Raw genomic sequence first — 15433 nt, 5'->3', positions numbered from 1 at the left:
TTCCAAATCTAAAAACTTGCACACCTACAAAAAATAAGTATAATAAATTTAAAGGTCAAATTTGGTCAATTAATTTCTTTCTATCTAATCGACTCTCTACTTGACTGAGTGTTTTCTTTTTACCAAAAAGAGATTTCACGCTAAAATAAGGATAACAACCATTATGAAAGGACGTGAAGGACTGATGCTTTGTATTAATTGTGGTACAAATGAAGCAACCATTCACTTATACGCGAATGTTAATGGACAACGTAAACAGCTCGATTATTGTCAGAGTTGCTATCAAAAATTAAAAAATGAACGAGGTGAGCAACCACGTATGGCACAACAAGATCCTTTTGGTTTTGGCAGCTTGGATGATTTATTCCGCTCGATGTCTCGCCAAATGCAAAATCAAGGTATTCCAAATGATCAAACTCCCCCTACACAATTTGGTGGAGGAAATAATTTTAATAACGGACAACCTCCTCGCAGTGGTCAACCCGGTCAGGGACTCTTAGGTGAGTATGGTATTAATATTACTGAACTTGCTCGAAAGGGTGAAATTGATCCTGTTGTTGGCCGTGATGAAGAAATCAAACGAATTATTGAAATTCTTAACCGTCGAACAAAAAATAATCCAGTTCTTATTGGCGAACCTGGTGTCGGTAAAACAGCAGTAGTTGAAGGGTTAGCTCAAAAAATTGTTGACGGGGATGTTCCTCAGAAACTAATGGAAAAAGAAGTTATCCGTTTAGATGTTGTCTCTTTAGTTCAAGGAACAGGAATTAGAGGGCAATTTGAAGAGCGAATGCAAAAATTAATCGAAGAAATTAAACAAGCAGAGAATGTCATTCTGTTTATTGATGAAGTTCATGAAATTGTTGGCGCTGGTTCTGCTGGTGATGGCAATATGGACGCTGGGAATATTCTAAAACCAGCCTTAGCACGTGGCGAGCTACAAATGGTTGGAGCAACGACACTAAATGAGTATCGCGTCATTGAAAAAGATGCGGCACTTGAACGTCGGATGCAACCCGTCCGCGTGGATGAACCAAGTGTCAATGAAACGATTGCCATCTTACAAGGTCTACAAAAACGCTATGAAGACTTCCATCATGTGAAGTATACGGACGAAGCAATCAAAGCGGCCGCGGTTCTTTCAAATCGTTATATCCAAGATCGTTTTTTACCAGATAAAGCGATTGACTTGCTTGACGAATCGGGTTCTAAAATGAATTTGACCATTCAAATTGTTGATCCAAAAACAATTGAGAAAAAGTTAGCTGATGCAGAGGCTCAAAAACAACAAGCTTCTCAAGAAGAAGATTTTGAAAAAGCTGCTTATTATCGTGATCAAATCAATAAATTACAAGCAATGAAAGAAAAACAAGTCAGTGATGAAGAAACTCCTGTCATCACTGAACAAGATATGGAACAAATCGTTGAACAAAAAACGGGTATTCCAGTTGGTGAATTAAAAGAAAAAGAACAAACACAATTAAAAAACTTGGCTGACGATTTGAAAAAACATGTCATCGGTCAAGAAGAAGCTATTGATAAGGTTTCAAAAGCCATCCGAAGAAACCGCGTTGGACTTGGTAAACAAAACCGTCCGATTGGCTCCTTCCTATTTGTTGGACCGACAGGCGTCGGGAAAACAGAACTTGCCAAACAGTTGGCTTATGAAATGTTTGGTTCAGAAGATGCGATGATTCGGTTTGATATGTCCGAATATATGGAAAAGCACAGTGTTTCAAAACTGATTGGTTCTCCTCCAGGTTATGTTGGTTATGACGAAGCAGGTCAACTAACTGAAAAAGTTCGTCGCAACCCATACAGCTTAATCCTGTTAGATGAAATCGAAAAGGCACATCCTGATGTCCTTCATATGTTTTTACAAATTTTGGACGATGGTCGCTTAACTGATGCGCAAGGACGCACGGTTAGCTTCAAAGATACGCTAATTATTATGACTAGTAACGCAGGAACAGGCAATGTTGAAGCAAATGTTGGTTTTGGTGCGGCTCGTGAAGGGATTACACGTTCTGTTTTAAATCAATTAAATAACTACTTCACACCTGAGTTCTTGAACCGCTTTGATGGGATTGTTGAATTCAAATCATTGAGCAAGGAAAACTTGATGAATATTGTCAGCTTGATGTTAGACGAAGTAAATCAATTACTCATGTCTCAACATTTAACAATTGATGTGCCTGAAAGTGTCAAAGAAAAACTAGTGGATTTAGGCTTTGATCCGACCATGGGTGCTCGACCATTACGCAGAACGATTCAAGAACAAATAGAAGATGGCATTGCGGAATTCTATCTAGATCATCCAGCTATCCATGATTTAAAAGCCAAGCTTGATAAAGAAGGTAAAATTACAATTACCTCTAAACCTGAGCGACTAGCAAAAGAAATGACAGATACAGTATCCAATGAGTCAGATAAGTAGATAGATACAGAAAATAGGATATTCGTGAGTAAGCGAATATCCCATTTTTTTAAATTCTGACAAAATAAGGACGTTTTTCAAAAAAAATTTTCCATTGTGAGTCAAAGTTCTTCCTATTTTCTGTAAAAAAATTTATAATGGAGAAAGATAATAAAACGTGTTAAATTTAATAAGCGAGGTGAGCGATATGAAACTTGTAAACGTTACAAACAGTCATTCTAGACTTGTGATGAATCAATTAGAAAATACAGATGCTGAGATGGTCAAAGTATATACAGCTGGTAACACTACCGTTGTCTACACTTCTGCCTTGGCTCACAACGAAATTTTAATTGTTAATAAGAAACGTAACCTTAAACTTTCAGAGATTGAAGAGATTAAATCCTATTTTTTAAAGAAATTACCAGCTGGGTCCTACCAAGCGGATAAAATTTCTACTGTGGAACTGGAAGGAACGGTAGAAATATCTATTCCTAAGCAGAGTCAAGAAAATGGTATCGCCATTTAATCAAATACATTTTATTAGAAAGAGTCTGAGGCTGGGAGATAACTTTATTGGTTATCTGCTAGCCTCTCTTTTATATGGTTTCTCATTTCCTAAATTCCTTACAAGGATTACTTTACGCAAATTCTTCACGACATATATCATCAATTCTTTTTTGGATATGAGCAAGCATCTGTACATTTTCTGTATCTAGTATATAGTAAGGATTTTTTAAATTTTCAGGTAAATATTGTGTGGCTGAGCTTAATAATAAATCATATTCCTTATCTACTCTTTTCCCACAGATTTCGATGTCTAACCCGGTAATTTGTTTCAAATGATAGAATAAGAAATGCAGTAGGCTGTCATCGTGAACACCTGCAATTCCTAAACGAATGATTTTTTTTGATCTAGGTTCATCATAGTATGGCAACACCATCGCTGATAAAAGAAGCAATAAATCTTCTCTTCGCTGTAATTTAGACGATTCCAAACGATACTCCTCTTCTAAAAAAAGATTAATTTTATTTTTCAATCTCTGAATGGATGGATGGTAATACGCCATTAAAGGGCTAATCGATAAATTATAGCTAAACGCTACTTCCGGAAAATAATCCTTCATCAAAAATAAATTAAACAAATCAATCCAAAGCAATCGCGCCTGCTCATTCAAGACTCTTTTTGTAAATAGTTTTCTCAAACAAAAATCATAAAAATTATGTGTATGTTTATAGACTCGCTCATTAATTTCGCAATATCTTTTGACATATTTTAATCGAGGATCACTTAAAGTAAAATATTGTGTTCTATAAAACATTGTAAAGCCGATTAAATCACTTTCCCTTTTAATGTTTGTTTCGCTCTGGTGAAGATCTCTCAAGGCATCTTGGAAATTTTTATTGATTGGTGGCAAACAAAGAGTCTCAAAATCATTTTCCTCTAACGAGTATCCTTGTTGAAGTCTCAAGTAAGCAATTGCTTGATAAAGGGTCCATTCTCGTTCATCACCATAGGCCATCCATCGACTATCCTCAGGTGCGAATAATTGATTCATTTCTAACGGTTGATGATTTTTGAAATGCTCAATTAACTCTTCCCCAAAAGATACATACCAAATAAATTGTGCAAGAATCATTCGAATGACACTTTCTTTTCCAGTAAGTCTCATTTGAAAACAATTCAAACGAATACCATTCTCTCTAAAATAAGCAGTAAGTACCCCCATACGCCGCATAACTGATGACTGACTCAATCCTTCCCCTATACAAAAATCAGCCAGCTGTTTACCTGGGTTTAACAATGCATAAACAAGGAAACGATAAGGTAAGCTTTCCCTGCACAAGAGCCGTTGATAATCCTCTACTGAAGGAATCTCTCCCTCTACTTCAATCTTATCTTTTCCATTTAACAAATGAAACTCTGGATCAATTTGCTGTAATTCACTATCAAGTGCATGAATAAGCTTGGACATTTTCACATAAGAGAAACCCAATTCCGTCTCAAATTGATAAATGGGATAGACCCCATCTCCTAATTCGCGTATTCGGGTTAAGACTGCTAACTTAATTTTACTCTCTTCATTAACTAAGATATTTTGTACCATGAAAGTTCTCCTTTAGCATTAATAATTCACATAATAACACCAAAAATCGATATTTTTAAAAAAAAGAATTATCAAAAAAAGACCCGATTTCGAGTCAAAATAAAATAAAATAATATTTTTATTTAAATTTTTAAATACCAAAGAAAAAAATCAATCACTATTTAAGAAAAAAATTTTAGGAACTACAAAAAAGCATTCTATAGTAATGGCAAAATACATATGATACTTAACAAAAAATAACCTGATTGATACTTTATAGATAAATAATCTAAATAGACCCAATCTTCTATCAAACATTATAATCTTAAAATACTGACTCCTATAATAACGTTTATTATTTAATAAATTTTGGGATTCTGCTGTTCGTAATAAAAAATCCTTCTTATCAATTTCTGATAAAAAGGATTTAAAACATACACATATTTACACCTAACATTTTCGGTAGTCAGTCTATACACTGCAATCTAACTATCTTATTACTACATCAAACTTTTCAGTTCAACATCTGGATATTTATCAGCGAACCAACGCATAGCAAATTGGTTTTCAAATAAGAACAATGGCTGATCAAAACGGTCTTTTGCTAAGATATTTCGACTTGAACTCATTCGTTCATCCAGGTCTTCTGGTTGAATCCAGCGAGCAATCTTATTGCCCATTGGTGTCATAACTACTTCAGCATTGTATTCATTAAGCATCCGATATTGAAAGACTTCAAACTGCAGCTGGCCGACTGCACCAATGATATACTCATCAGTTAAGTAGGTTTTATACAATTGAATTGCACCTTCTTGAACCAACTGATAAATCCCTTTATGGAAGGATTTTTGCTTCATAACATTCTTGGCGATAACCTTCATAAACAACTCAGGAGTAAAAGAAGGAAGCTCTTCATAAGCAACTTTTAATTTCCCTTCAAAAATCGTATCCCCGATTTGATAATTTCCTGTATCATAAACTCCGATAATATCCCCAGCAACAGCCTCTTGAACATTTTCACGAGTATCAGCCATAAACTGTGTCACGTTACTTAGTTTCATTTTTTTATTGGTTCTTTCTAACGTAACATCCATTCCTCTTTCAAAAGTCCCCGAACAAATACGGACAAAAGCAATTCTATCTCGATGAGCAGGATTCATATTAGCTTGAATTTTGAAAACAAAACCGGAAAACTCTTCTTCATACGGACTAACCTCCTGTCCATTCTCTGTCTTGTGCGCATGTGGTTTGGGCGCAAATTCCAAGAATGTTTCTAACATAGTCTGAACACCAAAGTTCGTTAAGGCAGAACCGAAGAAGACGGGTGTTTGGTTACCTGCAGCAATCTTGTCTGTATCAAAGTCATCGCCAGCCTCTTGAAGTAATTCCACTTCATCTAATACTTGTTGATACACACCATTTTCGTATAGCTTATGGCCTTCAGGAATTTGCCCCTCTTCATTTAATGGAATCAGACGCTCACCATCATAGTTTTCAGGGCGATATAATTCCACTCGTCTATTATGAATATCATATAAACCTTCTAACCCTTTTCCCATACCAATCGGCCAATTCATTGGATAAGACTCAATATCTAGCAATTCTTCTAACTCTTCTAATAAATCTAGCGGTTCACGACCGTCACGATCTAGTTTATTTATAAAAGTAAAGATTGGAATTCCACGTTTTTTTACTACTTGAAATAACTTTTTTGTTTGCGCTTCAATCCCTTTTGCACTATCAATAACCATGACTGCACTATCCACAGCCATCAATGTTCGATACGTATCCTCAGAAAAATCCTCATGCCCTGGAGTATCCAAGATATTCACACGTTTGCCTTCATAATCAAATTGCATAACTGAACTAGTAACCGAAATCCCACGTTGCTTTTCAATCTCCATCCAGTCAGATTTTGCAAAGTTCCCTGTTTTTTTCCCTTTAACAGTTCCCGCTTGGCGGATAGCTCCACCAAATAGAAGAAGCTGTTCTGTTATCGTAGTTTTCCCAGCATCCGGATGGGAAATAATAGCAAATGTTCGACGAGCGTCAACCTGTTCGTTTAATTTAGGATTGTTCATTTTCGACTCCATTTCTGTAACTGTATTAGATGAGAGACGTACTCTCTTAGACACTTGATAAAATTAGCCAAGAAAAACACTAATTTTCCAACTAGCCAAGTATATCATGTAACCTATAGAAAAATAAATACTTGTTGTCTGGAAGTTGATGATTTTCGGAAATTATTCTAGCTAAAGTGTCAAAAACCCATTTTATCAAATTCCTTAAGCCAGAAAACCAGCAAAATCAATTGTGATTTTACTGGCCGTATCTGTGTGCTTAAATGCACTATTTGTTCTTATCTTCTTGGTTCTTCGTCATCAAACTCTTTTCGAAACAAGCGACGTTCCTCTTCTGGCTCGACCTCTTGTACTTTTGGATCATGAAACTTCACTCTCAGTACAAGTACTCGAGAACCTTCCATTTCCTCTGAGATCAATGTTACATTGTCCACATCAAATGACAGCTTCTCACCTTCATCAGGAATCGTTCCTAATGCTGTAATCAAATAGCCAGCCATCGTATCGACATCACTCATATGCAAATCTGTTTCAAACAGTTCATTAAACTCATCAATTAGCATTCGACCTTGTACAAGAAACTCGCAATCATCGACTTTCTCATAAAGTTTCTCTACTTCATCAGATTCATCGTCAATTTCACCAACAATTTCTTCTAATAAATCTTCTAAAGTTGCTAGACCAACCACACCACCATATTCATCTAATAAAATAGCCATCTGATTTTGTGTTTTCTTCAACTCATAAAGAAGGTCATCTATAAAGATTGTTTCTGGAACAAATAATGGCTCTTGCATAATCTGTTTTAAATCTATATTATCAAAACCATTTTTGTGGGCTTCTTTAAGTAAATTTTTTGTATGAAGAACGCCAACAACCTTATCTTTATCCTCATCATAAACAGGAATTCTAGAAAAGTTTTCTGAAAGAACCTCATTAATATTCTCTTCAATCGTGTCATTGATATCAATCATAAACGCGTCCGTACGTGGAACCATCACTTCACGGGCAACTTTTGTATCAAGAGAAAAGACACCTTGCAACATTTCCAACTCATCGTTGTCCAAAACACCTTCTGTTTCTAGCATATAACGCATCTCATCACGTGTCATCTTAGAATCTTCATCATCAAAGTCCATTGGGGTTAACCGAGACAATAAATTTGTAGAGGCTGATAATAACCATACAAACGGTTTTGCCACAATTCCAATCCCTCTAATTAAACCAGACGTTGCCTTTGCGACTTCCTCGGATTTGTTTAACGCAATTCGTTTGGGATACAATTCCCCAAATACGATTGAAACATACGTTAAGATAGCCAAAACAATGATGTTGGCAATATTTTTTCCTGCACTCCCGCCACCTAGATAAGGTGCTAGCTTAACAGATAATGTATCTGCTAGTGAAGCCCCAGATAAAATATTAACCAAAGTGATTCCAACTTGAATAGTCGATAAGAAATTATTTGGATCTTGCAAGATTTTTAGTAATTTTGCAGACTTTACATCTCCTTCACCGGCTTTTTGCTCGATACGGTTTTTGTTGATAGAAACCACCGCAATTTCCGAAGCCGCCAAAAAGGCATTAATCAATGTTAAAACAACCAAAAGTAAAATCTGCGCTAAAAGCGACTGACTGTCAGGGTCAGCATTCATAATAGCATTCTCTCCTTATATTTTTCATTTGTTTTTTTATAGAAAAAAACGTGGCTAATCATAGCCACGTTAAAATGGTATCATAAAGCAGATTCCATTGCAATACATAGACCCAATTCTATCCTTCTTCTGGGTTATCTTCTAAACCTTCTTTGCTCTCAGTCTCTGGTTCATTCGGTTTTTGATAATCCTCTCGAACGACTTTTACAACAAAGGCTACGACCGTTTTACAAATGGCATAAAAAGGAATCCCTAAGAAAATCCCTAATAAACCAGATAGATTTCCAGCTACTAATAAAACCAAAATGATAGTTAAAGGATGGATTTGAAGTGATTTCCCAATCACATTTGGATAGATAATATTGCCATCTAACTGTTGAACAATCAACACCACTATACAGCATAGAAACGCTTGTATTGGGGAGTTAAAGACTGTCACTAAAAAGGCCGGTGCTAGTCCTAAATACGGCCCTAAATAAGGAATGAGATTGGTCAAACCAGCAATCACACCAAATAAAAAGGCATAATCAACTCCTAAAATTAGGTACCCTAAGAAAGTAAAGGTTCCAACAAATACACATTCTATCGCTTGCCCACTAATATAATTGGCTAGCGTTTGATTCATTTGACCTAATAATTCAACAATTTGTGAACGCCTATTTTCAGGGAAAAAGCGTTTGATATTCGGGACTAATTTATCAGAATCCTTTAACATATAAAATAAAATGAAAGGGACTGTAACAATCGTCATCGTGGTTGATGCAATCGTTCCTACAACTGATCCTAGCCCGCTTGAAAGGCCACTTAAAAATTTCTGAATAATATCTCCATAAGACAGATTCAATTGTTCCACGTACTTCGTAATATCTAAATCCTTAAACATCGGCAAATTACTCATATCGGTCAACCAGGCTTGGGTATTTTTGACAATCGTGGGCATATTCGAAGCCAATGCTGAAATTTGACTAACTAAGCTAGGAATAAAACTCAGTGCTAACCAAACGATAGCTACCACAAAAAGAACAAAAACAAGGATGATTGCATAAATCCGCCGCAGTTTAAACTTCATCAAAAAGTTGACAATCGGATTCAACAAATAATATAAGAATCCAGCAATTAAAACTGGTGCAAATAAAGTTGAAAAAAATGTCCCTACTGGAGCAAATAGAAAGTTTATTTTAGTCAACATAAAAGCAAAACTGGCAATAATTAACAACTCTAATGACCAAAACATTAATTTTGATTTTCGAAGCTTTTCAAACAATAGACACCCTCCTCTCTCTTACTATACAGTATAAAACAACTTGAACTAAAAATCTTGTTTTAAGCTAGCTTAGTTATTTTAAAAAGGAAGTTTCCAGTTGCCAACAACGAACTTTTGTTTATACTAAAAGAGAATAGGGGGGAAAACTAATGAAGGTCGTTCAAACAAAAGATACGATGAATGAAATCTATCTTGATGCCTTGCGTATACGAAATCAAGTTTTTGTAGCAGAACAAGGGGTCCCCAGTACGCGAGAAATTGATAAGGACGAAGCCTATGCTGTCCATTTTGTTCTATATTCAGACACGCATGAACCAATGGCTACTGTTCGCTTACTTCCTATTGAAGACAATCAAATGAAGCTTCAACGTATGGCAGTAAAAAAAGAATTCAGAGGACAAGGTTTAGGCAAAATCGTGATTGCAGCTGCAGAAACCTTTGCCAAGGAACAAGGCTTCAAAAAAATCAAACTAGGGGCACAAAAAAACGCAATCGGCTTCTACCATGAATTAGCTTATCAAAGTTATGGTGAACCGTTTATGGATGCAGGCATCGAACATCTGAGCATGGAGAAAGAATTATAGCTATAAAATTTTAAAAGATCACAACATCGCTAAATAGCTGTCGTGATCTTTTTGACAGATTTATGCTTTTGTAAAACTAAAATCCTAGTCCTATCTGATAACTAAGAAAATGTTATGGATATTACGGTAATCATTCTGGCTGATTGACTTTATACTAGCAAATTATCACCCAAAAAAAGACTGCCAAGAATTTTCTTGACAGTTACTTTCTTATTTACGCGACAATTGCTTGTAACGATTGTACCAAATATCAATATAGCCTTCTGAGAACGGGCCTTTTTCGTTATTTATCCAATCTACAAGGATCTTAACGTTCTCTTTTAAAATAAAGTCTATCTCATCAGGATAGTCCATTATCTTGCTGTGAAATTCATATTCATCCACATCAAGCAAACGTTTTTCACCATCAGGAAATACTTTGATATCTAAATCATAATCAATGTACTTCAAGGCTTCTTCATCTAATAAATAAGGAGAAGCAAGATTGCAATAATAAGAAACACCTTTTTCTCGAATCATTGCTATTACATTGAACCAGTATTTTTTGTGAAAATACACAATTGCTGGTTCACGAGTTACCCAACGTCGTCCATCAGACTCCGTCACTAAGGTGTGATCATTGACACCAATCATAGAATACTCGCTTGTTTTTAATACCATGGTATCTCGCCACGTCCGATGCAAATTGCCATCGTGCTTGTAACTCTGAATCGTTACAAACTCGCCTTCTCTTGGAACTCGCATAGTAACCCTTCCCTCAACAGAATGACTTCTGTTTTTTGTTTGGGTGTTTATTACACCGACATCGTAGATTATTATAACAATAATTTCCTACTTTGCCTACTAATGATTTCTAAGAGTGCGATTTTTCTCCAACTGATCAACAAGTTTCATCTGTGGTTTTGGAAAAACAAGGGTTGAAAAATCCTGCCGCTTCGCCCATTGACTCCTACTCTCCGAAACAAATGTCTTATTTGACCGCCCATAAAACAACAGAATATGCCATTTTAAATGACTAAAAATATGAGTGACTTCCCCAAAATGTCTTTTTTGCCAAATCACTGGATATTCTGGAAAAAGCGAAAAGTCTGGATCTTCTGCCACCAAATCAAACAGATCCATCTCCTCATCTTTAGCCCAGTTTTTTTTATAGGCTGCATATTCCAATTCAGATACTTCAACTAGTGGAAATGTCCACATGTTAGCAAGAAGTCCTGTTTCTTCCCGTTGCTTCAAATAAAATTCACTCTGATCATTTTCAATAGCAGCCGCTAAATAATAAACTTTTTTTGGCTTAGCCTTTTTTGATTTCACAGGAAACTCTGTCTGTACTCCTTTTGAATAAGCCAGACAATATTGTTGAATAGGACAAACCTCACATTTAGGAGAAGTTGGTTTACAGACTCCTGAGCCCAAATCCATTAATGCTTGATTAAATTCTCCTGGATGATTCTCATCGATAATGACACGCATCGCCGTATCGAAAACTTTTCTACTACTAGCTTTCGCAATATCATCCTCGATACAAAACAGACGACTAACCACACGCATAACGTTCCCATCAATCGCCGGTTCTGGTAAACCAAAAGCAATACTGCCAATCGCACCTGCTGTATAGGGACCAATCCCTTTCAGCTTATGAATTTCCTCAATTGAATTTGGCATTTTGCCGTCATAATCTGCTAGTATTTGTTTAGCTGCAGCCTGAATATTTCTGACTCTTGAGTAATAGCCTAAGCCTTCCCAAGCTTTTAAGAGCCTTTCTTCTGGTGCATTGGCTAAATCTTTGATTGTTGGAAACCACTCCATAAACCGATAGAAATAATCAATCACCGTCTCAACTCTTGTTTGTTGAAGCATGATCTCAGAAATCCAAATTCTATACGGATCTTGGTTGACGCGCCAAGGGAGATTTCGTTTTTCCCTTTCGTACCACTCAATAAATACCTCTTGAAAGGTTTCACGTTTGTCTTTATCCCAACGAGTCCAATTTTTTTCCTTAGTCATCACTTACTTCCTTTTCATCCAAATATCGCTGTATATCATCAAAGCTATAGCCTTTTTGAAACAAAGACTGTTTGATTTTTTGATTTCTCTTCGAAGCCTCTAAACGTGCATGTCGTCGCCAAAGCTTATCTGCCTGTTGAACCAACACCGCATACTCTTCTTCCTCGTCTTTTTCAAATTCCAACATCTCCATCGCTATGCTGATAATATCGCTAGAAAAACCTTTTTGCATTAATGTCTGACGAACTTTCTGCAGAGTTTCCTTTTGACTTTTGCCATGGATTTTTTTCAATGATTTTTCTGCCGTTCGGTGGGCTATTTCAATTTGAGCCTCTTTTGGATACAAACTCAAGGCCTGTTCAATTTGTTCTGGTTTTAATCCCTTTAATTTGAGCTGTTGAGTGATTGTTTGAGGACCTTTATCGCTTATTCGGACCTGCGTGCGAACATAACTTTCTCCATAAATCAAATCATCAATTAGCGTTAATTCCTTTAATTTATTGACAATTTTGTCACGATCATCTCTTTGGATTTCCTTGTCCTTCAAATACGTTCGAATTTCTTTTTCGGTTCTTAATTGATAACTTAAATAATTCATGGCCATCTGCAAACCATAGTCATACCCACCACTTTTTCTGATTTCCTCAATCGTCTGTTCAGAAATTTCTTGTCCTTTTAACAAACGATAACGAACTAAAATATCTTCGGAGACTCTTAAATCCTCTCCTTCAGACAATTGAACATTGTAAAATGGGCCTTTTCCTTTAGCAATTCTAGCAACTGTAATTTCTTTATCCATTTTATCACTCCTAAGTCGAACGTACATTCTACTATACCATAGAATTTCTTACAAATCGAAAAAACTATGGTAAACTGTCCTTAGTTCATTTAAATAAGGAGATATTATGACTACAATCGTAAAACTAGGGCAAACGATCCCTTTAAAAATTAAACGCTTGGGAATTAATGGTGAAGGGATTGGCTACTACAAACGACTAATTATTTTTGTCCCCAACGCCTTACCTAAAGAAGAGGTCCAAGTAAAAATAACTAAAGCCACACCCAAATTTGCCGAAGCCTCTTTAGTCAAAATTTTCAAACAAAGTAAAGAACGTGTAGTTCCACCTTGTACGGTCTATGACTCATGTGGTGGTTGCCAGCTTCAGCATCTTTCCTATAACGCGCAACTAGACTTCAAACGTGATTTATTAAAACAGTCACTAGAAAAATTCAAGCCTGAAAATTATCAATCCTATGAGCTCCGTCCGACATTGGGAATGGATGATCCATGGCACTATAGAAACAAGGCTCAATTCCAGTTAAGACTAAATACTCAAACAAAACGAGTAGAAGCTGGATTATATCGAGCAGATTCACACGAGTTGGTCCCCATTGATGACTGTCTCGTTCAAGAAGAACAAACAACTGTCGTTATGAACACAATTGTACAATTATTAAATAAATATGAGCTGCCGATTTATGACGAACGGAAAAATAGCGGCATTTTCCGGACAATTATGGTTCGAATCGGGATTCAAACGCAAGAGATACAGGTGGTGTTCATAACCTCTACTCAGAAATTCCCACAAAAAAATGCGCTAGTCAGAGAAATTAACCAACGCTTACCAAAAGTCGTTTCAATTATGCAAAATGTTCAAAGCAAAAAGACTTCCTTGGTAATGGGTGATGATACAAGACATATTTGGGGAAAAGAAGCGGTTGAAGAGCAAATTAACCAAGTGGTCTTTGATCTATCCGCACGTGCTTTCTTCCAGCTAAACCCTCAACAAACAAGTGTCTTGTATGAAGAAGGAATTAAAGCTTTGGAGCTAAACAAAGATGAAACGGTAGTTGATGCCTACTGTGGTGTTGGAACAATTGGTTTGTCTATTGCACATCTCGCCAAAGAAGTCAGAGGAATGGATACCATTGAACAGGCTATTTCTAATGCGAAAGAAAATGCCCAGCGTCTTGGCTACTCCAATACACATTACGAAGTTGGAACTGCTGAAGAGCTCCTGCCAAAATGGTTAAATGAAGGCTTTAGGCCTGATGCCATTATTGTCGATCCACCTCGCACAGGGTTAGATTCAAAACTAGTTCTTGCGTTAAAAAAACAACCACCCAAAAAGATGGTCTACATTTCCTGTAATGTCTCTACTCTCGCACGTGACTTAAAGGAACTGGCAACCGTCTTTCATGTCGACTACTTACAATCAGTTGATATGTTCCCTCAAACGGCTCGCTGTGAGGTTGTCGTGAAACTAACAAAAAAATAAAATGCAATAATGTTAAAGGGACTGCAAAATCATTCCGATTTGCAGTCCCTTTTATATTTTTTCACAGGTACTTCTTAGATATAATCAACGAATCTTGCTCTAAATTTCATGTGTAGATGGCTGCCAAGAATTAGAAGAATCAGAACCATACACCAGAAAATCAAACCATACGTTCCTTTTTGCCAGAACCACTCACGAGATAAAAAGGTATCTCGGAATCCTTCAATGATGTAATAGAAAGGATTTAGTTTTAAGACATTTACTAAACTATCAGGAAGGTTTTTATTATCAATGTCCCAAATAGGTCCAGAAACATAAAATAATAAGCGCAAAATTGATTGTAAAAAGATGTGATAATCCCGAATCAACACTGTAATGGTCGCATTTAATAATCCAAAAGCGAACATAAAAGCAATCATACAGAAGAAATAGTAAATATACTGGATCCAAAAAATTGATGGTGATACACCAAATATAAACAAAGCAATCAATAAAATTCCAATCATTGGAAAATAAGAGGATAGATTACTTACGATGTTAATGGTTGGTAAAATACTTACTGGAAACTTCATCTTGGCAACCATACCTACCTGTCGATGGATACTGTTAGAAGCGCCTAAAACAGAAGTGTTCATGTAGAACCATGCAATAATCCCTATCAACATCCAAATAAAGAAAGGAAATCCACTAATTTTACGATTCTCATTTACTCCTACACCAAATACAAGGTAGTAGATTCCAACTTGAATGGCTGGATTTAATATTTGCCATGCTAAACCTAGATAATGGCTTTGATAGGTTGCTTTATCTTCATATCTAGACATCCGAAAAATCATTCCGGTATGAGAAAACTGTTCTTTTATTACTGCAACTATTTCTTTCACGTTGTTCTCCTTTAATCTGTATGTTAAGTATTGAGTGGTATCTTAATCACCTTATCTACAGTCAATACAGCTTCTTCAGATAGTTTGTTCAGTTTTGCTAGCTTTTGTAACGAGACGCCATGTTTTTCAGCAATATCTACAAGCGACTCACCTGCTGTTGCATGATATTTACTACC

12 protein-coding genes are annotated in these 15433 nt (G+C 36.2%); 4 read left to right on the top strand and 8 right to left on the bottom strand.

Annotation, left to right across the window (positions count from 1 at the left end):
- Positions 1-184 precede the first annotated feature (184 nt).
- Complete coding sequence (locus IGI37_RS06085; RefSeq protein WP_438763598.1) at positions 185-2437, top strand: AAA family ATPase; 2253 nt, start codon at positions 185-187, stop codon at positions 2435-2437.
- 187 nt (positions 2438-2624) lie between these two features.
- On the top strand, positions 2625-2945 hold the full coding sequence (locus IGI37_RS06080) for a DUF1827 family protein (RefSeq protein ID WP_438760548.1): 321 nt from the start codon (positions 2625-2627) through the stop codon (positions 2943-2945).
- A gap of 112 nt (positions 2946-3057) precedes the next feature.
- Here the strand turns inward: IGI37_RS06080 and IGI37_RS06075 are convergent, their stop codons facing one another.
- The 4 genes from IGI37_RS06075 to IGI37_RS06060 form a co-directional block, all read right to left on the bottom strand.
- The gene (locus tag IGI37_RS06075; protein WP_438760547.1) at positions 3058-4524 is read right to left on the bottom strand and encodes a helix-turn-helix domain-containing protein; all 1467 of its coding nucleotides are present in this window, start codon (positions 4522-4524) and stop codon (positions 3058-3060) included.
- Between the two features lie 479 nt (positions 4525-5003).
- On the bottom strand, positions 5004-6584 hold the full coding sequence (locus tag IGI37_RS06070; protein WP_438760546.1) for a peptide chain release factor 3: 1581 nt from the start codon (positions 6582-6584) through the stop codon (positions 5004-5006).
- A 278-nt stretch (positions 6585-6862) separates the two neighbouring features.
- Positions 6863-8239: a hemolysin family protein gene (locus tag IGI37_RS06065; RefSeq protein WP_438760545.1), complete on the bottom strand. Its 1377-nt coding sequence runs from the start codon at positions 8237-8239 to the stop codon at positions 6863-6865.
- A 118-nt stretch (positions 8240-8357) separates the two neighbouring features.
- On the bottom strand, positions 8358-9503 hold the full coding sequence (locus IGI37_RS06060; RefSeq protein WP_438760543.1) for an AI-2E family transporter: 1146 nt from the start codon (positions 9501-9503) through the stop codon (positions 8358-8360).
- A 149-nt stretch (positions 9504-9652) separates the two neighbouring features.
- On the opposite strand from IGI37_RS06060, the gene IGI37_RS06055 reads away from it, so the two are divergent.
- Positions 9653-10087, top strand: coding sequence for a GNAT family N-acetyltransferase (locus IGI37_RS06055; RefSeq protein WP_438760542.1), 435 nt, complete (start codon positions 9653-9655; stop codon positions 10085-10087).
- A gap of 210 nt (positions 10088-10297) precedes the next feature.
- On the opposite strand, the gene ntdP is transcribed toward IGI37_RS06055, so the two are convergent.
- The 3 genes from ntdP to recX all read right to left on the bottom strand — a co-directional run bounded on the left by ntdP (position 10298) and on the right by recX (position 12893).
- Positions 10298-10831: a nucleoside tri-diphosphate phosphatase gene (ntdP, locus tag IGI37_RS06050; protein ID WP_438760541.1), complete on the bottom strand. Its 534-nt coding sequence runs from the start codon at positions 10829-10831 to the stop codon at positions 10298-10300.
- A 99-nt stretch (positions 10832-10930) separates the two neighbouring features.
- Positions 10931-12094 carry an A/G-specific adenine glycosylase gene (gene mutY / locus IGI37_RS06045; RefSeq protein ID WP_438760540.1) on the bottom strand — a complete coding sequence of 388 codons (1164 nt, stop codon included), beginning with the start codon at positions 12092-12094 and terminating at the stop codon, positions 10931-10933.
- Entirely contained in the window at positions 12087-12893 is an 807-nt protein-coding gene (recX, locus tag IGI37_RS06040) for a recombination regulator RecX (RefSeq protein ID WP_438760539.1), read from the bottom strand. Before recX ends, mutY begins: the two co-directional genes overlap by 8 nt.
- 103 nt (positions 12894-12996) lie before the next feature.
- Here recX and rlmD point away from each other — a divergent pair, with 103 nt between their 5' ends.
- A complete protein-coding gene (rlmD, locus tag IGI37_RS06035) occupies positions 12997-14373 on the top strand; it encodes a 23S rRNA (uracil(1939)-C(5))-methyltransferase RlmD (RefSeq protein ID WP_438763597.1) in 1377 nt (458 codons plus the stop codon).
- A gap of 74 nt (positions 14374-14447) precedes the next feature.
- Here the strand turns inward: rlmD and IGI37_RS06030 are convergent, their stop codons facing one another.
- Positions 14448-15257: an ABC transporter permease gene (locus IGI37_RS06030; protein WP_438760538.1), complete on the bottom strand. Its 810-nt coding sequence runs from the start codon at positions 15255-15257 to the stop codon at positions 14448-14450.
- Positions 15258-15433 lie beyond the last annotated feature (176 nt).

This window comes from Enterococcus sp. AZ194 (assembly GCF_051713825.1).
Taxonomy (GTDB): Bacteria; Bacillota; Bacilli; order Lactobacillales; family Enterococcaceae; genus Enterococcus_K.
Note: the sequence above shows the minus strand (reverse complement) of the source record. Positions and strands in the feature narration are given on the sequence as shown.